The organism is Blastopirellula marina (assembly GCF_002967765.1).
Classification (GTDB): domain Bacteria; phylum Planctomycetota; class Planctomycetia; order Pirellulales; family Pirellulaceae; genus Bremerella; species Bremerella marina_A.
This window is the reverse complement of the sequence record NZ_PUHY01000006.1, coordinates 98,115-120,330: the sequence shown is the minus strand read 5'-3', so window position 1 is coordinate 120,330 and position 22,216 is coordinate 98,115. Positions and strand designations below refer to the sequence as shown.

The following is a 22,216-nucleotide window of genomic DNA, read 5'->3' as shown; positions in this document are numbered from 1 at the left end:
ATCAACCGACTACATGCTTGATGAAATACCTCAAGATGGACTCGCTTTCGGGGCCAGGCTCGCACTGCCTTCGAAACTCGTCGAAAGGAATCTTTGCGATCCGCTCGCAATATTCAGGATAGGCCTCGATTCGCTTGTGCAATGAATCGAGTGTCAGCTCCGGATGGAACTGCGTGCAGTACACCGGGCGATGATCAAATCGAAACGCCTGTTGAGCGACTCGCGAGTTTGTTGCTAATAAAGTCGTCCCAGGCGGCAGTTCAATCACACGATCTTCATGGCCCATATAAGCCAAGAACGACTCAGGAAGCTGCGAGAAGACCGGGTCTTGCTTCCCTGCATCGGTAAGGAAGACGTGATGTGTCCCGAGTTCCGCATTTTCCAAGTCATGAATCACTTGGCCTCCAGCTGCACGGGCCAACGCTTGAAATCCCCAGCATGAAGCAAACACCGGTTTGCCACTATCGAGCAGTCTTTGCAAGCTTACTAACGCCTTGTACATCCAAGGTGCTTCGCTGGTGACGCTATAGCGACCAGAACCGCCGATCACGACCATGTCGTAGTTGATCAAGTGGGATGATTGAAGCTCGGTATTCAGAAGGTCGAACACGCCAATGGACGACGCTGGGCAATCGAGGGCCGTGGCAAAGCAGGCAATCTCTTGCTCGCGGATGGGATCGTCGGCGTCACGAATCTGAATCAAAAGAAAGCGATAGTCGTTCATCGGGATGCGTCCTTGCCTTTCGTAACGGCATCGATTCCTGCTCCGATCACCTCACACAGTTGATCAATCTGCTCGAGCGAAACAGAAAGTGGTGGCATGATAACCAGCACATCTCCTAACGGACGAATCCAAACGCCATGTTTGAGCGCGAACTGGCATACCTGATGGCCGTGACGTTCGGTCCAAGGGAAATGTTCGCCGGTAACTTTGTCTCGCACGATTTCTACGGCAGCGATCATGCCCCGTTGACGAACATCGCCGACGTGCGGATGCTTCTTCAGCTTTGCGAGATGCTCGGTAATGCGAGCAACTTTTGGAGGTAATTGCTTAAGAGTCTTCTCTTCGTCAAACAGGTCGATCGTTGCCAAGGCAACCGCCGAGCCGAGCGGATTGCCACCGAACGTGTGCCCATGGCAAAGCTGTTTCGCTTCACTGAATTCACCAAGGTAAGCATTCCAAATCTCAGTGGTCGCAATCGCGGCACTCATTGGCAGATAGCCACCACTGAGTCCTTTACCCAGGCAAAGGATGTCGGGGACAACCTCCTCTTGTTGGCAAGCGAACATGGTCCCGGTTCGGCCCAGTCCAACGGCAACTTCGTCGGCAATCATCAGCACGTTGTATTTCTTCGTGAGTTCGCGGACACCGCGAAGATATCCGGGCGGTTGAACGATCATTCCTGCCGCACCCAGAACCAAAGGTTCGATCACGAGGGCTGCGATTGCCTCGTGATGCTTTTCCAATGATTCTTCCAAGATCCGCAAGTGGTAGGTGCAAGCCGAAGCTTCGTCAGGCACGCGTCGATCTGGAATGGGTAACCGATGGACTGGAAACATGAGCGGTTTGAAAACCGCGTTAAACTGGTCAACGCCACCGACACTAATCGTGCCAATGGTGTCGCCATGGTAGGCGTCCTCGAATCCGATGTAGGTTGTCTTTTTCGGACGTGGGTTGTCACACTGATGCCAATATTGAAAGGCCAATTTGATGGCGACTTCCAATGCCGAGGCACCATCGCTGCAGAAGAAACTATGGTTGAGATCGCCAGGGGTGATTTCTGCTAGTCGCTTGGCTAGAAGAATTGCCGTGCTGTTCGAGCAGCCCAAATTGGTCACATGCGCGACCTTATCTAACTGATCTTTCACCGCTTGATCAAGTTTCGGGTGACGATGCCCATGGACGTTGCACCACATGCTGCTCACGCCATCTAAGAGGCGACGTCCTTCGATATCGATCAGCTCGCATCCTTCGGCCGATTCGATGATCAGCGGTTCGTAGCATGCCATTTGGGTGAAGGCGTGCCACACGTAGCGTTTGTCCCAGTCGGTTAACTGTTCGGCGGTCGGATTCATGAACACAATGGGGAAAGTGTCGCGTGACAAAGCCCCCATTGTAAAGCATTTGCCTTATTGCGACGACGACCGTTCGCCGTGGGGACTACCGCCGATGGGATAGTCATCCGGTAACGGACGAGCCGCTGTGGTGAACCCGATTTGGTAGAGGTCGTCCCGAACGCTACGGAAGTTGTGGTAGCTATCGGGATAGGTCCAGATGGTGATCGTCGTTCGTGCGGGATCAAGCGATGCGATGATATCTCGAAAGCGGGAACCAGGTTTCAGGGCATCTTCAACCGGTTCGCCCAGCATATCCGATTCTGGCACTAAGATGAATTGTTTCAGCTCGACACCCCCGCGGGTCGCGGTTCCCATCGAGGTTTCCATCTCGTACGAACGGCTAATCAGCGTGTATTCCATCACGTAGCCATTCATTGGACCAATTCGGGCCGTCGCAGTGCCATCTCGTTTCGCGCGATCGAGATGACTACGGGCATCGTTTTTCATCCCTTCAACCAAGCGTTCCATCGGCACGTAAGAGATCCGGCCGTTCTTTAGACGGAAGTGCTCCTCCTTGCCAAACACAGTTTTTGCTAGTGGAGTCGGGTAGTGGGCTAGTTCCTTTACTTCAGGGCGGTATTTACTGAGCCCCTCGATCTGATCGTAGAGTGCATCAAGTTGTCGAGACGATTCCAGCAACTCGCGCTGCTGAGCAACTTCTTCCTGCTTGCTGCTATCGAGTTCGTTTTGTTTCTCGTTCAGCGCCGTCTCGGCGGAAGTGAGGAACAGTTGAAGTTGGTTTCGTTCCTCAAATGCGAGTTTGGCTTGCTCTTGCGTTTTCAAGATCTCTTGCTGAATCGTTGCCACGTCATCCGCTAGGCTGTTCAGCTCAGCCAGGGTAGGGCCCTTGGGTTCAGGCGTTGGTTCTGGTTCTGCGATTTCCTGTGGAGCAGGAATCGAAAGAGCAGGGGGGACGGTACTGTCTGGGCTACCGCTGACCGCATCGAACAAGGCATCTCGCGCCGTCACCCCGACTACCATGATCAAAATGATCAAGATACCGACGAGATTCGTGACCACATCGAGGAACGAATCGAGTGAAGGGGCGTTTTGATCGCCGTTTGCTTTTCTGGCCGGGCGTCTCACTTGCGTTTCACCTCGATTCCCGAACCATAAAATAGGGTTTCCAATTGGCGGACAACGGCGTCGCCCCCTGGTTCGACGGTGACTTCCAGGATCGGTTTCCAATAGAAGTTCCGACCAGCGATCCCCCAACTATCGATGCGGGTATGAATCAGACGAACCAGCTTATCGGCCGCCGCTTCCATATCGCCATCAACCGGAACCGTTTCGGCCGGTCCCAAAACACCTCGTTCCTGGACCAGGGTCATCTGTTCGCCGCTGCAAACCAACTGAACTGGTCGAGTGATCGCCGTACTTCGTGGCGTGGCATTAGGCAGAGCCCAGTTGCCGCCACGTTTGGCAGCGATTGGCTGCGACATCGAAGGTCGATTGCCACCACTACCGGCGTTGCCACTTTGTGCGGCATCGGGCGATGGTCCTTGTCGCTGATACGGGGAGCCTTGTTGCCCATTGCTGTTGTTATTCTGCGAGGCTGCTGGAGCGTTCTGCGGATAGAAGCCTTGCTGGCCTTGGAGGCTGTTTGACTGGCCGCTGGAACCATCTGGCGGATTCATTGCTTCTCCGCCACCGTTCAAACCGGAGCCCCCCAGTTTTTCGCCGAAAGCACCTTTACCGTTTCCATGTATAAAGCGGTTCTCAAGGAACGCATCACCTTCACCACCACCGCCACCTACGGCCTGGAAACCACCGTTTCGACTGGCGACGAGGTACTGATCTTCTACGCGGCCATACTTTTTCGGAGCGGCCATCATGATCGCGAACTTGCGACGACGAGCCAGTTCGACCGTTTCGACCAAACGTTTCGCTAGGAAACGATCGGCTGGTGGATAAGCTAATTCCGTTTCCTCGTCGACCAGTTCATAGCCGAATTCATCGTCCCAGCCGTCGAGGGCATCACGAGCGGCAGCATACGACTCGGCACCATCGGGGCGGACAACGAGCAGTGGATAAGGACTCCCCTGGTCGCCGACGCCTTGCCCTTGTCGGTATTCGCGGATCGTCCGAAGGGCCGCTGCCAGCGGGTTGCCTGGGCCGAGGGGAGGTTGGAAATCGTTGCCTGTCAGGCCAATCCCCTCGGGCTGGATGATCACACGGTCGGAGGTACATTCGATGTAAATCGGTTGCCTCCGAGTACCACTACGACCTTCGTACGGTACCAACGCATAAGCTGGTTTCCGCTTCTCCGCTTCTTCACGGATCTTTGCCAGTTCGGACTCCGCCTCAGCGATTTGCTGACGCAAACGCGTCTTCTGAGTTTCGAAGTCATCAGCACTGCCCGTGACGTTGGTGGTTTCTCCCTCCAATACGGCAATGTCAGCCCGCAGCTTTTTGATCTTCTCGGTCAGACGATGGCTATGATCTTCCAAACCAGAGAGCTGCAGTCGCGTCTCTTTCAATTGAGCCAAACGTTTCTCACGAAGGGCTTCCAATTCGGCCATCTGCTCCGTGTAATCGACCTGCGGTTCCGGAGCAGGTGTTTCGATCTGCGGCTTCGGCTCGGGTGGAGCTGGTACCGAAAGGGTAGGCAACTCGACCGCGACCGCTTCGGTACGTGCTTGGAGAACCATTACCACGAACAGCACGATTAGTGCCCCCATGGTGCAGATTAGCACGGCCAAAAACGGGAAGAGCGAGATCTCGACCGATTGTCGTGTTGGACGACGTCGATTCACGCGGCGTGACCTTTTTCCTGTTTACGATCGAGGTGAACCGAGGCGCGGCCGCCGTCGGACATGCGGGAGTTCAGCAGGTGAATCGTAGCGGCCAAGCTTTGAACCGTCTCTTCAAAGTGCTGTTTGCCAGCAAGGCTTGCCAAGTTGCGATTGAGCGATTCCTCGAGGCTCGCAACTTCGCCGGTGGCTTCCACCACTTTCAGCAAGATCGAACCTTGTTCGGTCATTTGCTCTTGCTGCGAATGGATCGAAGAGCTGACTTGGTACAAGGCATCGATCACGCCGTTAAGTTGTTCAGCGGAACGCTGCATGCTGTGCTGCTGTGCGGAAGCAAGGGCCTCGGCGTGCGTCTTCAGCGATTCGCTCAAGGCGTTGTGCAGCGCTGTTTCCATTTGTTCGGAGCTTGAGCTAACGAGGCGTTGCCAGTGCTGATGAGCGGCGGAAACCGTTTCCCGCCACAGTTCGGTTTGTCGAACTACGAGATCTTGCGTGGTTTGAATCGTTCGCTCGGACATCCGCTTCACGGCCAAAACGCTTGGATCAGTCGCACTGCCTTCGGTTTCGAAACGCGCGGTGAGTTCTTCGGCGGCAATCGCATCGACATTGCTTAAGATTTCGGCCTCGATACGTCCCATCACGAACTGAGCGAACATCAAACCAATCGACAGAGTCAATGCTAACGCTGTCGTATCGAACGCAACGCTTAAGCCTTGAAGCAGGCTTTCCATCGCGACCTTCGGTTCGTTGACCAATGCTTCCGGCGACAGGTTACCGAGGGCCAGGGTGATACCAATCACCGTGCCCAAGAAGCCAAGCATCGGTGTCGCCCAGATAACAATGCGGACCATCGAGTAATCATGCTCGGACCGTTCCTGGTCGATGTCGGCCAGGTATTTCATCTCATCCTGCAGCGATGCTGCCGTTTGACTGGCGTGCACGTGATGCAGCCCTTTCGCCAAACGCTGAAAGAGCAGCGTCGAGTGAAACGACTCTGGCAGTTGCCGCAGTGCCGCCAACAGCGCCGGGGCTTGTTCGATCTTGGTGCGGCTCGATTCCTGAGGAGGAAGTTCGACCTGTTGGAGCGAGCGAAGCTCGGAAACGAGCTGTCCTCCTTTGAGGAGCAATGCGGCGATGCCGACCATGAACATGGCGACTTCGGCATATTCGACCGGGTGAGCCGTGACATATCGTAAAAGTGAATGTTGCGGGATGACGCCAAAGTTGATGGCGGCATAGAAGACAACGGTGAGAGCCGAACCAATCAGCAGCGGCCAACCAAGCTTGGCAGCAATCGACTGAGTGATCTTGGGGGCGTCCGTCTGTTGCACAATCGAACTCCTTTTCGATGGCACCGCTTATCCTGGGGAGGGAGCGGAACAAAAGGGAAACTTCCGTTAATCGTTAGAATCGGAAGATCAGGGCTGTGACAATCAGGCAAAATCTAAAGTCTTCCCGGAATGTGTTAATTTGGGATGAAGTGGCGAATTGCGTCGTTGCGCAGGATTTTTCGAGAATCACCCCAAAAGATCTTCAATGCGGTCGGTGAGTCTGCCGATAACTCTATGCGTCGAGGCAATCACGGCCGCGATAAACTCCTCTGAGAAGAGGACTTGCTTAAAACACAACTCACCAATGTGAGTTCGAATTAAATCCCGGGGGGGAAATGAATGTTCGGCCGACGGACTTAGTCCGTCGGCCGATGTTCTTTCTTGGCAGATTTTTCTGCTGCCGCATGACTTCCCCTATCCTCAGGGATGAGCTCCGAAATCGATGTTTCTCGGCATCGCATGCACTGATAGACTGCTCGACCCCAGGGAAGATCCCCGCTTGATTCACTGTTTTAGCCACTTATGGGTGGTGGATTGCGGTATTCTCCCTAACCAACCGTGAGATAAATAGTTGCATCTCGGAATTGGGCTTCTAGAATAGGTCTTAGAGGACGATTCCGTAAATCGCGTAAAATGGGTGATTTATGTGGAAGTCGATTCTCTCGGCGGTCGTGATCATCGTCGCCGTCACGCTTAGCGTTGAGCTTTTCCGCAATTCCTCGTCTGCATTGGGTCAGAGTAACTCTGCGTTACCGGACACCACTGGGCTGATCGTGCATACGGCGACGGCCGAAGATGGCGGCCAACATGTGATTATCGTTGACCCCGAGTCTCGGGCTCTGGCGGTTTATCACGTGGATGGGGCGAGCGGAAAAGTTTCACTTCGCAGCGTACGCAAAGTACAATGGGATTTACTCATCGAGGAATTCAACGGTGTGAACCCACACCCGAAGGATATCCGCAAACTGCTCAACTAGTCCTCTTGGCAAGCCGTCGGTCTGTGGCTTCCCAGTAGGATTGGAATTACCGGGAGCCAGCATGGCCGAATACATTCCGCTTTCTGATTTCGCCGCCAAATTGGGCGTTTCTGAAGACACCATCCAAGATCTACGTGAACGCGGCAAATTGCGTGCGTTCCGTGATGGTTCCAGTTGGAAGTTCAAGGATGACGAACTGGAAAAGGCCAAAGGAATTCTCGTGGAAGAAGGCCTGGCCGACAGCGAAAGTCAGGAATTTGAGCTGAGCGGTTCATCCGATTCTGAGGAAGGTTCCTCCGGATCGATGGATAGCCTGCTGATCGAAGACACCGGTGAAGGCGGCGAAGGTGGCAGTTCGAACATCATCAGCAGCACGGAAGACAGCTCAAGCGACATCTCGCTGAGCCTCCCTGATAGCGATGCTGGTCTAGACGATAGTCTCTCCAGCAGTGATGAAGGTAGTTTGAGCAGTCTCGATCTGGGCGAAGCAACATCGATCGATAAGCCTGCCGAAGACGATTTCAGTCTCTCGGACGAAGGTGAACTGAGTCTTTCCGATGACGATGCTGATATTAATCTCGGCGGCGAACCACTTGATCCAGAAGGAACCGGTAGCGGATTGAGCCTGGCCCTCGAGGACGAATCGTTGGATCTTGGTACGAGTGGTATCGGTATGGACCACGACAGCAGCGGTGAGCTGACCCTCGATGTCGAAGACGATGAAGACAGTAGCATGGATCTACTGGCTTCAGAAGGCGATCTAGGCTTGGCCGAGGAGTCGGTTCCTCCCAGTAATAGCGACGACAGCGAAATCGACCTGATCTCCGATTCCAGCGAATCGAGTGAGATCGGATTGGCTTCGTCCGATGATAGTTTCTCGCTTTCGACGGGCGATAGCGGTTTGGATCTGCTGTCAGACGAGCCTGAACCGGCTGCTGCAAAGCCAGTTGCCGCGTCCGATGATGAAGAACTTTTCGAGCCAGCTTCCGCCGACGCCGCCGCGGAAGGGGACTTCCTGCTGACCCCAGTCGAAGGGGAATTGGAAGACGACGACAGCGGTTCGCAGGTGATCGCGCTCGATTCCGATTCGATGTCCTCCGAGTCAGGGCTATTTGGAAGCTCGACGTTGGAAGGGGGCGATTTCGGTGGTCTGGGCGAAAGCGAAGGTTTGGAAGCCGACGACATGATGGCTTCCAGCGGTTCCGGCACGATGGCCCAAGCCGCTCCAGCGGCTGCTGCCCCAGCTGAAGTTCCCTACACCGGCCTGCAAGTGGGGCTGTTGGGCTTCACGGCCCTGATGCTGATGCTTTGTGGTTTGATGGTGACCGACATCATGTGGAACACTTGGAGTTTCAGTGAGCCGTTCTCGATTAGCAGCACGATCATGGAGAGCGTTTTAGGCCTGTTAGGCTAAGCCGCATCCATATCGACAACGAATCATGAGGCCACGTTCTTCGCGACAGAAGAACGTGGCCTTTTTTCGTCTCAGGACGACTTCGCCACAAAATCCAGGCCACAGCGCCACTTGGAGGCAGCAAAATCGGAACCAATAATTCTCGCTTCTGCCGGTAGGTTCCAGATCTGTAGGTATCCGATAAGACGCGTCGCGCTATAATAGAAAGAGTGCCGAGGCAGTTTGACTGTCAATTCGACGTAAGTCGTTACTGCATCTGGCCGACTGGCGGTTTCCCTCACTGGCAATGGACCTTATCGTGGGGGAACGGGATACTATCAAAGATTGGGCCCCGCTCCCCAGTTTTCGGATAGAGTACGACAACCAAATTGAAGCCGCCAGCGTTGCCAAACGTATCGGGCTGATTGCGTGAGACCGCAAACGCTATCGGAAGGGTTAAACCCTAACTAGGGGGTGATCCTTCCTCGCTTGCAAGGTCGTGGCAAAATGCTCGCTTACCGCGCTTCCTGACCCCATGGAATAGAACGTGGCAAGACCCAACCTTGTCTCTCCCGACCAGCCACTTTTGGTGCGGGTGCTGCTGAACATCTATCAATTCGCTGCCTCGCTCGGTTTAGCCGTGGTGCTGCTCAGCTTGATGGCCATTGCGCTGATCTTCGCGACGTTTGTCGAAGCCACATTCAACACCGATGTGGTTCAGTTCTATGTCTATCGATCGTGGTGGTTCGGACTGATTTACGCTCTCTTGGGTGTGAACATCTTTTGCGCCGCTGCGATTCGCTACCCGTGGAAGCGGCATCAAACCGGTTTCGTGATTACACACATCGGTCTGTTGATGCTTCTCTTGAGTGGTGCGATCAGCCGTAGTAAGGGTATCGATGCCCAAGTTCACGTCTGGGAGAACCATGCCTCGGAACTGGCATTCGATAACGCTTATTACTTCGATCTGCGAATTGATAATGAAGCAGGTGAGCCACCCATGTCGCTCGGTATGCCGAAGGAAACGGTTGAGCGACACGCCGTCGACTTTGCTCCTGGCATGTTCAATTGGTCAGCCTACGGCGAGGGCTTCGCCAACTGGAAGGTCGCCGAACCAGAATTGGCTCGGTGGTTCTCCCCCATCTTCTATGCCTCGCTACGGAATCGCGCCGGCAACGTGCTGTACGACCAAGACAATATTCGGCTAGAGGTGTTGGATTATTACGCGGATTGCCGCTGGTGGGAAAACACACCGACCGTGCAGTTGATGATGAGCATGCCGTCGATGCAGCAGCGAATGGCCGATGGTCGCATGCAAGATGGTGAGGAAAGTTGGGTTCCGATTCGATTGTCGGTGTTCAATGCTCCCCAGCAGCCGAAGTATCGATTCGGTGTCGGCGATAGCCAGCGTTCTGGTGGCGGCACGATGACCTTTTACATGGCCGGTAGCCGCGCTGCGACCGAGGCCTTTCTAAAGTGCGTGCCTGAAGAAGGTTCCATCGGCCCGAAAGGTCAGGCGATTCTCTTTGCGGATGGCAAGACAACGGTCATCCAAATCGAGGAACAGCTCGAGAAAGAACCCCAGAATCTACCCGGCACGAATTTGAAGTACCAAGTCAAAGCGTATTACCCAACCGCGCAACTAGATCAGGTCGGTGGTCAGGAGTTCAGCTGGGTCGAAGTCCCGGAAGACGAAGGTGCCGAACCTCGTAATCCGACGGTCGTGATCGAGTTATTGGATGGCGACAAGAAGGTTGACGAACTCACCCTGCTGGCCAACATGCCGCAAATGAACATGCAGGCATATGACTCTAATGTCTTCGGTCACTATTGGTACGATTTCGGCGAGAAGGATGCCGCAGAGCTAATGCGGGGCGAAGGTGGTTCGCGTATCGACTTGATACAGGGAGTTGCCGAAGGCGCCGCTGACGAGAACGATCCTGCCGCTAAACGAGTCTTCTATCGCTATTGGAATCGCAAGAAAGTAGTCGCTTCCGGCGAACTGAAAGGCAACGCCACCAAAGTGGATGCGGTCGAAGCATTCAAGATGCCGATCGCAACGCTGATGATGTACGTTCAGTCGTTCGTGCCGTCCGAGCGTCCTAAACCGCAGCCGGAAAAGAAACCGTTTGGTTCTTCCGGCCCCATGGGTAATACGCCAGCGGTGAAGGTCCGCTTGACTGTCGATGATTCGACGGAAGAGTTTTGGCTGCGGGCGCACTTGAACGAGCCAGATGTTGGGCTCGATGAAAGGTCGACGCTGCATACCGTCAAAGTCGGCGATCGGCAGGTTAAACTTTCGATGCCGATTCAGTCGTACCCGATTGGCTTTCGCATTTACCTCCAACAGTTTGAACGACGGCTCGATCCAGGCACCTCCCAGCCGTCGCACTATTCCAGTGACGTGCATTATCTCGATCGCCTGAAAGATCGCTACGTGATGCGTTTGTCTGGTGGATCGATTTCACCTTTGAACTTTCTAGGCGAGATCAATGCTACGTCGGTCGCGGTCCACGGTCAGAATTTGATCTGGATCGATGCGAACACTCGTTCAAAGGCGATTCTTAGCGCGGACCTGGCCGATCCTACGGTGCCAGCTGAGCAACTGATCGCGTCTGCCGGGACGGAACCTCGTAACTTGACGATCAGTGAAGACGGTTCGCAACTGTTCTGGATTGCGAAACAAATGAATCGATTGAATGGACGCGAGGCTGACGTCTTAATGCAGGCCAATGCCGACGGCAGTGAGAAGAAGGTGATCGGCCTGTTCGACCGCTCACCATCCGGCTTGGCAGTCGACACCGAAGGTGGTTGGGCTTATTTTGGGAATGTTGCTGAGAAGTCCATCGGGCGTCTGAAGCTGGATGGCAGCGACGTCGAGAATAAGTGGCTGGAAAGTGCCGGCAGTGTGACGGCAGTGGCTCTCGATCGAAAGAATCGCACGCTCTATTTCGCGGACGATTTGAACAACATGATTGGGAAATCAACTCTCGATTCGCCCTCTATCTCGCCTGTGTATACCTACAAGTCGGACGGTCAGCCCAATGGAATTGCCGTCGATTCCGATCGCGGTCTCTTGTATTGGACCGACGTGAAGCCGAATGGAATTGATCCAACGGCCCGCAAGCATCTGAACGACCCAAAGTATTACGGCGGAGATGCTCCGAAAGAGCAAGAGATTAATACCGCGATACGAATGCTGAGCCTAGATGGCAAGTCAAAAGATCCCCAGATGATCCACAACGATTTGATGGATGGACTTGATGGAATCGCCGTCGACCTGGCCTCGGGCGACGTTTACTTCACGCAGCGAGCTCTCTTGAAGCGTGACGTTTGGATCACGATGAACGCTCCGGACGACTTTACTGAGCCAGCTGGTGGTCGCGATCTGCGGATTTTTCAGGAATCGTTCGACGGACCTTACTTGGCCGGTACGCCAGAGTACCGCGAGTTCGTCCCGGAACGAAGCAATGATTCGGAAGTTTATAAATCAGTGTTCTCGGTCAATTACGATCCAGGCACGGCCCTGCGATATTGGGGCTGTTTGTTCGTGATCGGGGGCATCGCTTGCATGTTCTACATGCGAGCCTATTTCTTCAAAACGAAACGAACGTCTGATCCTAAGGCCCGGGCTAAGGCACATCCGGCCAAGATTCAGTCAGAAGTGGTTACGCGATAATGGCGAAGAACGATATGAACAACGGCATGCTGCGAGCGGCACTGTTTACCGTAATCCTATTGGGCGGATGCTTATCTGCCAGCACTACGGTTCGCGCTGAAGAGTTTCCTTCCGACATCTGGCGTGAAATCCCCGTCTATCATCATGGACGGGTCAAGCCGATGGACGCTTATGCTCGTCAGGTGGTGCAGAAGATCACCGAGTTCAATAAGTCGAAGCCTCGCTTTAACCTGGTGGACTACTACACCGAGGAAGAACTCAAGCAGCCCGAAATGAAGGAGGCGCTCGAGATCTTTCCTGAAGGGAAAGAACGGAAGTTCACGCCTGATCAATTGATCTTTGAGTGGACGATGCGACCGGAAGCTTGGGAGCGTGTTCCGTTCATTTATCTCGGCCGTGAAGATGCCCGTAAGGAACTAGGGCTTCCCATCAATAGCCCCAAGAGCGTGAAGCTTAACTTCGTTTCTCCTTACGAAGTCGCTACGTCGGTCAAGCTACGTGAATATGTCGCGGCGATGGTCAAGCGACAGAAGGAGCAAACGGACGGCAAGTCGTTGGAAGAGAATGCGATGGACGCCCACATCTGGCGTGGACTCGTGTTTCGCTATGGGGTTTATCGCGAGGTTTCGCTCGATCCACGTAACCCAGTTGTTTCGACGCCACCCATCCCACAAGTTGGTTCTCGTGAAAGATTCTTTCATCAAATCTTCGAAGCTAGTAAGGTTCTGGATGACGGTTCCGAACGACCGCTCTACAGCCAGCTTCAAACGCTTCAGCAAATCGCTGGTGAACATCCGTTGAGCCTTGGGGCTACGAACCTGCTGCGTTCGTATCAGGAATTGAGCGAGATGGCGGCCAACTCGGTACTGAATGCTCGGGATGTACTCGATGACACGGAGGCCGAACCGACGCTTCCAAGCGACCCACTGACGACAGCCGAGTTTGAACCGCTCGTGCAGCAATTTCGTGAAGATGCGAAAGCGATGGAAGAGGTCCTGGAGGAACAGCGCGACACAGTCAACAACAGCACGACTCTCTCCGATCGCGAATACAGCAATATCAAACCGATGTTTCAGTCGATGCTGGTTCACGTTCGCCAGTTGGAACACATCGCTTTAGAGATTCAGTTGGCCCTGTACGAGAATGCTCAAGCTGGGGCGACATCGGCTTCGACGGGAATGGATCGGGCTGGCAATCACCTGCAGATTGTTCCCGCTTTGAATCCTTATGCATTGAGCAAGTCACGCGATCCAAGCGATCTCTCGCAGCCTTGGCTTGGCCTGACAACCGTGTTATACGGTTCGGATAACTTGCTGAGGCCGTACGACATGAAGTGGATCAAGGCCGTTCGTAATGATTGGGAGAGCGTGCGCCAAACATTCCTGGCTGATGGGGCGGTGAAAGGGCCTGGTTTGCGGGAATCGATGCAGACCCTTGCTGCTCATCTGCAAAACCTCGGCGACGCGAATAACGGCGAACGAAAGATCGTTTTGGAAGAAACGCTTGGGCCAGATGAAGAGGATTCTGGCATTCTCGCGTATACCGCATATCCACCGGCGGACAGTTATCGAATCGCAACCGAAGTTCGATACAACACGATGGATCCATTCATGTATGCTTGGATCTTCACGTTCATTGCAACGATGGGTTTCGCCTTGGCGTTTGCCGTAATGCGAAAGCCGATGTTTTGGACAGGTGTTGCCTTTCTTCTGTTTGGCATTGTCTGGTCGACTTACGGTTTTTACATGCGAGTGGTTGTCACTGGCTGGGCTCCGGTGACCAACATGTACGAAACGGTGATCTTCGTTCCTTGGGTGGTTTGTGCTTTGGGGATCGTGTTTTTGCTGTTGCCCATTTACGACCGCGGTCGCTTGGCGGCTTGGCGAGCCACGGCAATTCCGGGCACTTGGGAGGCTTCCGATTTGTCATCGGCTCAACTGGAGATGTTCTCATCGACCAAGTTGTGGATGGTCTTCAATGCCGTCTCGGCCGTTCTGCGTTTGCCCGTGACACTGTTCATTGGTTACGCGTTAGTTGGCCTTCCTTTCTACGACGGCAACCGGCCGATCATCAACTTCGATTCGGTCAACTTCGGAGGCTCGGTCTTCTCGATGATCCAAGGGCTGGTCATCAGCGTGATTTTGGTTGGAACGACAATCCTCACTGCGTGGTACTTGCCTCGTTTGGTGATCTCGGCCGTATTGATGCCGCTGTTCTGTCTCTACGATTGGTTCTCCGTGGATAAGAAGCTGGAGGATCGTTTCGAGAAGACATACGATCGTAACTACTATGGTTTGGCAGCCGCCGCTTGCGGAACGTTCTTACTGTGTGTGGCTTCGATCGCGCCGATCGTCGATACCGGTTCGTCTCGCGTGTTGAACACCGAGTTCTCACCCCTTCAACCGGTGCTCAGATCGAACGTTTGGCTCACGATTCACGTGTTGACAATTGTGGCCAGTTACGGGGCAGGTATCTTGGCTTGGGGCTTGGGTTGGCTTGCTTTGGGCTACTACATGTTCGGTAAGTATCGCGCACCCGTTGTCGCGAGCACCTTGAATGAAGGGCTGGCACCGAAGCATGCTCATGGTCCGCAGATGAGTTATCGTCCGCCCGAAGAATGCTTCACGCTGGGACAGCACTGTTACCGCGCAATCCAAGTTGCCGTTCTGCTTCTGGCAACCGGAACAATCTTGGGGGGGATCTGGGCGGATGTCTCTTGGGGACGCTTCTGGGGCTGGGATCCGAAAGAAGTCTGGGCATTGGTGACCCTTTTGATTTACGTTGCCATCCTCCATGCTCGCTTCGCCGGTTGGTTCAACAACTTTGGCTTAGTTGTCGGCACGATCATCGGGTTCTCGGCGATCGTTGGAAGCTGGTACGGCGTGAATTTCCTGTTGCCTCTGTTCAAAGGTGGCGACGCCGTCGGCTTGCATTCCTATGGAAGTGGTGGGAAGGGGAGCGAAATCATGGTCATGGGCTTCGTCGCCGCCAACTGGGTCGGCCTCGGCCTGGTGGCCCTCCGCTTCCAGTTGTCAAAGCTATCGGTGGTTGACGAAAACGACATCGAAGAAGTGGTTATCAAGACCGATCTACCAGATCCAAAAGACACCAGCAATCTGGCCGATGCAACGTAGGGGCTAGAATCGACGGGCAGTGCGAGGCTTACGTTCGCCTGCCCTGTCGTGATTTCTCGAGGCAGATTAGATCCGGGTTGGCTCGGAATCGATCTACGCCGGCATTCAACGCGTCGATGCATCTGTCTGTTGGAAGTTTGCCAAACTGACGCGGCTAAAGTCAATGATTCCTTCCAGGTCGGTCATTCCGCGACGTGTGAGCTCAAGTCGGGCTTTGCATTGCCGGGGAATGTCATTGACGAAATCGCTAGGCGAGGCGTCAAGCGTTCCGTCGCCACAGTTCTCGTCGATGAACGCACGTAGTTCGTCGGTAAGGGGGTAGGTTGAGTGAACTGCCCATAAGGATGTCCGCCAATCGCCAAGCTAGAGGGTTGACGAACGTTGTCAATATTCGCCAGTTCCGGCAATAGTGGATCAACGAAGAGTATTGCCTGAACGTTCTGCCAATTGGGGAACGGTCAGCCAGCGAGCCATGTCGACGGCTTGCTGTGAAGCGGGAACGCTTGGTGTTTGATCTTCATAAAAGACACTCGCCAGATTCGTAGCCGGTAGGATGCCGACCAGACTTTCCATTACCAACGGATGCTCTAGGCCCGCCAACATGGTGCCTTGCGGCATGTTATCGCAGAGGCCGCTCAAGGTCATGCGGCCTGCGTCGTCATGAAAACCGATGGCCAAGTCATGGTAAGCAATCAGGTCTTCGCTTTGCGAAGGAGGAACGACGCGCAGACGAAGATGCTGGGCAGCCCGACTTAACAGACGCCTGGAGACTTGGCCATTCTTCGATACCAAAACGCCGCGAGCCCAGTGGACTGTGCTTTGGCGAATCACGACCGATTGCAGGTAAAGATCGGCTCCGCCAGCGCCGTGTAAACCGAACTTGCTGGCGAGCGCTGATTCCAAATCCATCTGCCGAACGTTGCCTTGAAGTTCGATGTTGGGCGTCTCGCCGATGAGCTCGAAGGTCATTTGCCCTTCGTAATAGGCATCAGGACCGAGCCCGGCCAACTGCGGCACAGCGAGGGCCAGGCGATCGGTCAGCAATCGATCGGTCTTCAGTTGAAGTTTCCATGGGGAGGCCGTATCGGTTTCAAGTGTCAGCTGCAGAGTAGGGGAGTCCTCCGTGTTTCCAACCTTCGCAATACCGCTAAGTGCCGGCTGCTTAGCAGGATCATGCGCGATGCTCAGGTGCCGTAGGGGAGGTTGCGTTTCCCCTCGAAAACGGACTTCTGTAACGCTTAACTCAAGCGATTGCGTTCCACTACGTTTCAGCAGAATGCCTTCTTGGATAGTTTCCCATAGGCGGTTTCGAGAAGCCCAATCGACTTCCGCCTGATCTGCTGAAAGTTGCCACGTATTGTTGACGAGCTCGGCCTTGAGAACGGGAAAGACAACGGCGTCCTGGCCGGCACGTTCCATGTGGACATCTTCGAAAATCCACTTGGTCGGCTTGGGGTTGTAATAGCGAGCGATCTGGCACTTAAGGCCGATCGTCTGCGAGAGTTCGTGCTCGATCGCTTCGATTGCCCAGGACGACTGGCGATACGTAATCCACGAAAGAGTGCAGACCGTCGGTACGACGCATCCCAGCAGGAACGCGACCCGGCAGAGCAGGCGCCTCGTCGATTCGTGCATGCCGAACATCCTTGCTTGGCAGGCGAGTAGTTAGGCCGCGGATTAACGCTTCCGGGCCATGTCCAGGAACAGTTGGTAGCGAGCCTTCATTTCCTCGAGGCTGTCACCACCGAATTTGTCGACAAGTGCCACGGCGATTTCAAACGCCACGACACTTTCCACAATCACGCTCGCAGCGGAAACAGCACAGACGTCACTTCGCTCGTACGATGCAGCGTCCGTCTCCTTCGTCTCCAGATTCACCGATTCTAACGGTTTGCGGAGCGTGCTGATTGGTTTCTTGGCGGCGCGGACAACAATTGTTTGTCCGTTGGTCATACCCGCCTCTAAGCCGCCCGCGTTGTTCGTCGGACGAGTGTAGCCAAGGTTGACGCTCTCTTGCTGCATGGGATCGTAATGGATCGGATCGTGAACTTGCGATCCCGGCAGACGAGCTGCTTCGAAGCCCATGCCGATCTCGACCCCCTTGATTGCTTGAACGGCCATCACCGCTTGTGCCAGTTTGCCGTCGAGCTTGCGTTCCCACTGGGCGTGCGTTCCGAGGCCAAACGGTGCTCCAACCACGCGAACTTCGACAATCCCGCCCAGCGTGTCGCCCGCTTTGCCTGTCTTGTCGATCAGTTCCTTGAACGCTGGATCTTGGGCCGGATTGAGCGAGTAGATGATGCTTTCGTCTCGTTTTGCCACCATCGCTTCGACGTCGTCCACGTTCTCGGGACGCTCGATGGCAACACCGCCCAGTTCATCGACGAAGCCGTAGACCTTGATGTCGAACTCGGCCAGAAGCTGCTTGGCTAAGGCACCAGCGGCAACACGCACGGCCGTCTCGCGAGCACTGGCTCGTTCCAAAATGGCGCGAATAGGACCGAGGAACTTAATCGCACCGGTCAAATCGCCATGCCCTGGCCGTGGTCGCGGAAGGTCTTCCAGGCGTTCCAGCTTGTAGTCGCGATTGATGACCTGCAGAGCAATAGGGCTGCCGAGGGTCATCCCTTTCCAGACGCCGGTCATGACGTCGACCTTATCGGTCTCGATCCGCTGTCGTCCGCCGCGGCCATACCCTCCCTGGCGTCGAGCCAATTCTCGATTGATAGGTTCCTCGTCAATCGTCAATCCGGCCGGAAAGCCATCGATCATCGCGAGGAGGGTTTTACCGTGGGATTCGCCCGCTGTCCAATAACGCAACATTATGCAAAATAAAGACTTTGGCCCCGAGCGAGGGTCCGCAGGCCGCTTCCGATGAAGGGCTGGTCGGCGGTAAACTGCTCTAGGTGCCTAGGTTAAGTGCAAACCGATCTTCGATTCTAACCGCAACCCCGATCGGCAGATAGATCGGTTAGGCAAAAGAGTCTGCCTGGCGAACACCAGAGGGACCAGAAAGCGAGACAACGTGCGATCCGTTTTGCGTCGACATTGGTTCCTGGCCGGCCTGATGGTGGTCGTTTCCATCGGCTTTGTCTTCTCTGAGCCGCTCCGCGAGCTGCCCAATATGGCGATTCTGCGAAACGGAATCGTGGTCACCGTCCTCTTTCTGATGGCTTTCCCACTAGCATTCGGCGATTTGCACAATGCAATCCGTCGGCCAGCCGCCTCGCTGCTAGCTACCGGCATGAATTTCGGTGTACTGCCACTGATTGCCTGGGCGTTTTCGCTTCTAGCTGCAGGTGACTTCGCGATTGGTATCAATCTGATGGCCGCGATTCCCTGCACCTTGGCCTCGGCCGCGGTTTGGACACGAAGAGCAGGGGGGAACGATTCAGCCGCCCTGGTGGTCACGATTATCACGAATTCGCTTTGCTTTTTGGTCACTCCGTTTTGGCTGCTTTGGACCACAGGAAGCGAAATCACCATCACGGTTTGGCCTGACCCGACCGGGAAGGGGCTTTCCCTGGCGGAGATGGTAAGCAAGCTGTTCGTATTAGTCGTTTTACCGATGGCATTCGGTCAGCTGGCTCGCCTGGTTCCCAAGGCAGGTGATTGGGCAACACGCAACAAGTTTTCGCTCAGTATCATCGCCCAGATCGGAATCTTGCTGATGGTATTGCTTGGCTGTATTAGTTGCGGTTTGAAGCTTCGCAGTTTGCCAGCTGGGCAGATGCCTACCATCATTTCGTTTGCCGTGATGATTGTGCTCGTTCTCGTGATTCACTTCTCGGCACTGTTAGTCGGTGCGGGAATCGCGCGTCGTTTAAGTTTCAGCCGCCCCGATGAGATCGCTGTCGCCTTCGCAGGGAGCCAAAAGACGCTGATGATTGGCTTGGCGATTGCTACCGAATTCTACACCGCGAATCCATTGGCCATTTTGCCAATGGTCACCTATCACGTTGGCCAGTTGTTTCTGGATACCGCCGTTGCCGACCATTATCTTCGTAAGCATCCTGCCGTCACGCCGTTAAATGGCCAGGATGGTGATATGAAAAAAGCTTAAGCGAACCGGCTGGTCGCCAAAGTTGTCTCAATCGTTAAGCAGCCATGTTTCCAGCTCAATCGCCCCTTACCAGCCCCTGGACGGGCGTCAAAAAACCGTTATAACTTGGGTAATTCACTCGCAATCGGCGTCGTCTCACGTATGGTGAGTTGACCAGCCGATAAGTGAATAGCACCACCATGCCCCCTTCGTCTAGTGGCCCAGGACGTCGGGTTCTCAGCCCGAAAACAGGGGTTCGACTCCCCTAGGGGGTACTAGCCATTTTGGCTTCTTTTAACGAGGAAGCGATAAGTGGTATCATGGCCCGGCTTGTCCGGGCTTTTTTTGTTTCTTGCCCGTTTGATGACGGGGCCGTGCGACTTCTGCGGGGCATGAATAGTGAAAGAATCACAGCCACAACTTCGTGATCTGCAAATGACCGACTTGCGTTCCACAGCGCGCGAGGCGGAGAACTTGCTCGGCAGCGGTTACACGAAACTGGGGAAGTGGTCGTTGGGACAGGCCTGTTTTCATCTGCGGGTGGTTCTGGACTGCAGCATTGACGGGTACCCGTGGTACTTCACGTTGTTTGCGCCTCTGCGGCCGATTGTCCGGCGGACGTTGTTGCCGCGGGTGCTCAGTGGAGATTCACCACGAGGAATCCCGACGACACCGATCTACATCCCAGGCAACGACTTGGAAGATGCGGCCGAGGTGGCTGCGTACGGAGAAAGTGTCGAGCGATTCTTAAATTACCCAGGTTCTTATCACCCGCATCCAGGCTTCGGGCGGCTTGATCGGGAGACGTTCGAGAAGGTCTATGCTGGCCACGCCGCGCACCATCTGCGGTTTTTGCTGCCTGCGGTCTGATTTCTGCGGCTAAATCGACGGGTCACCGCAGTAAGGGGCACAATTTCAACTGTATCCCCCACATTCTCCCTAAGCTTGCCCCTGTTCACTCGCGCATCATCGTATACAATCGCAAGCTATCATTGTTCCTTCGCTTATTGGCATCTTAGCTCGACTGTGCTTCGCGATTTTCGCGGGGCAAGGTCACCGTCACTGGCTTTTTCCGAATTCGGGAGCTGACCAGAGCACAAGACGTGCGCGGTGACTTCGCAGGACGAGGAAAACGAGACGTTCGACGGATGACGACCGAAACACTTAAGAAAACACCACTCTACAATTGGCACGCCGCGAACGGGGGACGGATGGTCGACTTTACCGGCTGGTCGATGCCGGTTCAGTACACCTCGATCATCGACGAACACAACGCTACCCGCACTGCGGTGGGCTTGTTTGACGTCTCGCACATGGCTCGCTTCCGCTTTGACGGGCCGAATGCATTGGCATTCATCGACGGCTTGGTAACTCGCAAAGTCGCCGATTTGCGACCTGGTCGCATTCGTTACGGCTTGGTCTGCAAAGAAGACGGCGGCATCTTGGACGACGTCCTCACCTACCACCTGCAAGATAAGTCGGGCCAATCTTACACTTGGATGGTGGTCAATGCCGGCAATCGCGAGAAGATCGCCGATTGGATCAACACTCGCCTGCCAGAAGACGTCACCTTTACTGATCACACTGAGCAGACGGCGATGATTGCCGTGCAAGGCCCGCGTGCCATGACTTTGGCTCAGGAAATTGTTGAGGGGGATCTTAGCGAGCTGAAGTATTACCAAGGTCGCGAAGCAACTATTCTGAGTCACCCTGGCTTAGTGAGCCGAACGGGCTATACCGGTGAAGATGGTGTCGAGCTGACCGTTCCCGCAGCAAATGCTATCGCAACATGGGAAGCATTGCATGTCGCTGCTGCCGAAGTCGGCGGTCACGCCGTTGGACTCGGTGCTCGCGATACTCTACGGTTGGAAGCCGCGATGCCGCTTTATGGACACGAGCTATCTGAAGAAATTACCCCACTGCAAGCCGGGCTTGGCTTTGCGATGTCGTGGGACCACGAGTTTATCGGCAAGGCGGCACTCGAAGCGATCGATCAAGCTTCGCTCCCAGTACGTGTTGGCCTCATGATGCAAGATCGCCGTGTTCCTCGCGAGCATTACCCGCTGTATTCGGGTGACGAGCAAGTAGGTGAAGTGACCAGTGGCTCACAGTCTCCGACACTCGCCGCACCAATTGCGATGGGTTATGTTTCCCCGCAATTCGCCGTCGAAGGCACGCTGCTGGACGTCGACGTCCGCGGCAAACGTCATCCTGCTAAGGTCGTGCCGCTTCCGTTCTACAAGCGGAAGTAATCTGGTCGGTCTTTCTTCGATTTACCTTCCCAATTCAAACAACAAACTCGCAGGTTAGTTTAGGAGTTTCCCGGTTATGTCCACGGACAATTTGCTTTTCGCCAAGACACACGAATGGGTCAAAGTGGAAGAGTCGGACGGCGCCAAAGTTGCCACGGTTGGCATCAGTGCCCATGCGATCGAAGCTCTGAACGACTTGGTTTATCTCGAACTGCCAGAAGTCGGCAAGGAAGTAACCGCTGGCGAATCATTCGGTGAAATCGAATCGGTTAAAGCGGTCAGTGACATTTATGCTCCGGTTACGGGTGAAGTGATTGAGGCCAACTCAGCTTTGCCGGACAACCTCGATTCACTGCACGAAGATGCTTACGTCAACGGTTGGATCGCCAAGATCAAAATCAGTGACGATTCCGCGTTGGCCGATCTGATGGATAAAGCCGGCTACGAAAAGATGTGTGCGGAAGAAGGCTAAATGCCTTCGTAGTTTGAAGTTTTCAGTTTGGAAGTGTTCCGTGAAGAACACTTGAGGAATCCTTT

The 22,216-nt window shown here is 54.6% G+C and carries 15 protein-coding genes and 1 tRNA gene; 9 read left to right on the top strand and 7 right to left on the bottom strand.

Annotated features, from left to right (window positions below):
* Position 1: 1 nt before the first annotated feature.
* Genes C5Y83_RS08485 through C5Y83_RS08465 form a run of 5 tightly spaced genes read right to left on the bottom strand, consistent with a single transcriptional unit; the run spans position 2 to position 6,202 of the window.
* Positions 2-724 carry a type 1 glutamine amidotransferase gene (locus C5Y83_RS08485; protein WP_105329246.1) on the bottom strand — a complete coding sequence of 241 codons (723 nt, stop codon included), beginning with the start codon at positions 722-724 and terminating at the stop codon, positions 2-4.
* Positions 721-2,106 (bottom strand): adenosylmethionine--8-amino-7-oxononanoate transaminase, encoded by a 1,386-nt coding sequence (gene bioA / locus C5Y83_RS08480; protein ID WP_233207163.1) that lies wholly within the window; start codon positions 2,104-2,106, stop codon positions 721-723. Before bioA ends, C5Y83_RS08485 begins: the two co-directional genes overlap by 4 nt.
* Before the next feature lie 24 nt (positions 2,107-2,130).
* Complete coding sequence (locus C5Y83_RS08475; protein WP_105329245.1) at positions 2,131-3,204, bottom strand: hypothetical protein; 1,074 nt, start codon at positions 3,202-3,204, stop codon at positions 2,131-2,133.
* Positions 3,201-4,874: a hypothetical protein gene (locus tag C5Y83_RS08470; protein ID WP_105329244.1), complete on the bottom strand. Its 1,674-nt coding sequence runs from the start codon at positions 4,872-4,874 to the stop codon at positions 3,201-3,203. The genes C5Y83_RS08475 and C5Y83_RS08470 overlap by 4 nt, the downstream gene beginning before the upstream one ends.
* Positions 4,871-6,202, bottom strand: a complete 1,332-nt coding sequence (locus C5Y83_RS08465) for a MotA/TolQ/ExbB proton channel family protein (RefSeq protein ID WP_105329243.1) — start codon at positions 6,200-6,202, stop codon at positions 4,871-4,873. The genes C5Y83_RS08470 and C5Y83_RS08465 overlap by 4 nt, the downstream gene beginning before the upstream one ends.
* 644 nt (positions 6,203-6,846) lie before the next feature.
* On the opposite strand from C5Y83_RS08465, the gene C5Y83_RS08460 reads away from it, so the two are divergent.
* From C5Y83_RS08460 to C5Y83_RS08445, 4 genes are all read left to right on the top strand, one after another.
* On the top strand, positions 6,847-7,179 hold the full coding sequence (locus C5Y83_RS08460; protein WP_105329242.1) for a hypothetical protein: 333 nt from the start codon (positions 6,847-6,849) through the stop codon (positions 7,177-7,179).
* Between the two features lie 61 nt (positions 7,180-7,240).
* Positions 7,241-8,593, top strand: a complete 1,353-nt coding sequence (locus tag C5Y83_RS08455) for a helix-turn-helix domain-containing protein (RefSeq protein WP_105329241.1) — start codon at positions 7,241-7,243, stop codon at positions 8,591-8,593.
* A 526-nt stretch (positions 8,594-9,119) separates the two neighbouring features.
* The gene (locus tag C5Y83_RS08450) at positions 9,120-12,251 is read left to right on the top strand and encodes a hypothetical protein (RefSeq protein ID WP_105329240.1); all 3,132 of its coding nucleotides are present in this window, start codon (positions 9,120-9,122) and stop codon (positions 12,249-12,251) included.
* A complete protein-coding gene (locus C5Y83_RS08445) occupies positions 12,251-15,385 on the top strand; it encodes a cytochrome c biogenesis protein (RefSeq protein WP_105329239.1) in 3,135 nt (1,044 codons plus the stop codon). Before C5Y83_RS08450 ends, C5Y83_RS08445 begins: the two co-directional genes overlap by 1 nt.
* Positions 15,386-15,799: 414 nt before the next feature.
* On the opposite strand, the gene C5Y83_RS08440 is transcribed toward C5Y83_RS08445, so the two are convergent.
* Complete coding sequence (locus C5Y83_RS08440) at positions 15,800-17,020, bottom strand: hypothetical protein (RefSeq protein WP_105329238.1); 1,221 nt, start codon at positions 17,018-17,020, stop codon at positions 15,800-15,802.
* A gap of 42 nt (positions 17,021-17,062) precedes the next feature.
* Complete coding sequence (gene aroC / locus C5Y83_RS08435; RefSeq protein WP_105329237.1) at positions 17,063-18,208, bottom strand: chorismate synthase; 1,146 nt, start codon at positions 18,206-18,208, stop codon at positions 17,063-17,065.
* Positions 18,209-18,410: 202 nt separating this feature from the next.
* On the opposite strand from aroC, the gene C5Y83_RS08430 reads away from it, so the two are divergent.
* The 5 genes from C5Y83_RS08430 to gcvH all read left to right on the top strand — a co-directional run bounded on the left by C5Y83_RS08430 (position 18,411) and on the right by gcvH (position 22,151).
* The gene (locus C5Y83_RS08430; protein WP_105329236.1) at positions 18,411-19,448 is read left to right on the top strand and encodes a bile acid:sodium symporter family protein; all 1,038 of its coding nucleotides are present in this window, start codon (positions 18,411-18,413) and stop codon (positions 19,446-19,448) included.
* Positions 19,449-19,629: 181 nt separating this feature from the next.
* Positions 19,630-19,702: transfer RNA gene (locus C5Y83_RS08425), tRNA-Glu, on the top strand.
* Positions 19,703-19,826: 124 nt separating this feature from the next.
* The gene (locus C5Y83_RS08420; protein ID WP_261341459.1) at positions 19,827-20,297 is read left to right on the top strand and encodes a DUF1569 domain-containing protein; all 471 of its coding nucleotides are present in this window, start codon (positions 19,827-19,829) and stop codon (positions 20,295-20,297) included.
* A gap of 278 nt (positions 20,298-20,575) precedes the next feature.
* Complete coding sequence (gene gcvT, locus C5Y83_RS08415; RefSeq protein ID WP_105329235.1) at positions 20,576-21,679, top strand: glycine cleavage system aminomethyltransferase GcvT; 1,104 nt, start codon at positions 20,576-20,578, stop codon at positions 21,677-21,679.
* Between the two features lie 76 nt (positions 21,680-21,755).
* Entirely contained in the window at positions 21,756-22,151 is a 396-nt protein-coding gene (gcvH, locus tag C5Y83_RS08410; protein WP_105329234.1) for a glycine cleavage system protein GcvH, read from the top strand.
* The last annotated feature ends 65 nt before the right edge of the window (positions 22,152-22,216 follow it).

What these genes read in the sequence shown, in the direction of transcription:
- C5Y83_RS08485 (WP_105329246.1), bottom strand. Translation starts at nt 724, where the DNA reads ATGAACGACTATCGCTTTCTTTTGATTCAGATTCGTGACGCCGACGAT.
- C5Y83_RS08460 (WP_105329242.1), top strand. Translation starts at nt 6,847, where the DNA reads ATGTGGAAGTCGATTCTCTCGGCGGTCGTGATCATCGTCGCCGTCACG.
- C5Y83_RS08455 (WP_105329241.1), top strand. Translation starts at nt 7,241, where the DNA reads ATGGCCGAATACATTCCGCTTTCTGATTTCGCCGCCAAATTGGGCGTT.
- C5Y83_RS08445 (WP_105329239.1), top strand. Translation starts at nt 12,251, where the DNA reads ATGGCGAAGAACGATATGAACAACGGCATGCTGCGAGCGGCACTGTTT.
- C5Y83_RS08440 (WP_105329238.1), bottom strand. Translation starts at nt 17,020, where the DNA reads ATGCACGAATCGACGAGGCGCCTGCTCTGCCGGGTCGCGTTCCTGCTG.
- aroC (WP_105329237.1), bottom strand. Translation starts at nt 18,208, where the DNA reads ATGTTGCGTTATTGGACAGCGGGCGAATCCCACGGTAAAACCCTCCTC.
- gcvT (WP_105329235.1), top strand. Translation starts at nt 20,576, where the DNA reads ATGACGACCGAAACACTTAAGAAAACACCACTCTACAATTGGCACGCC.
- gcvH (WP_105329234.1), top strand. Translation starts at nt 21,756, where the DNA reads ATGTCCACGGACAATTTGCTTTTCGCCAAGACACACGAATGGGTCAAA.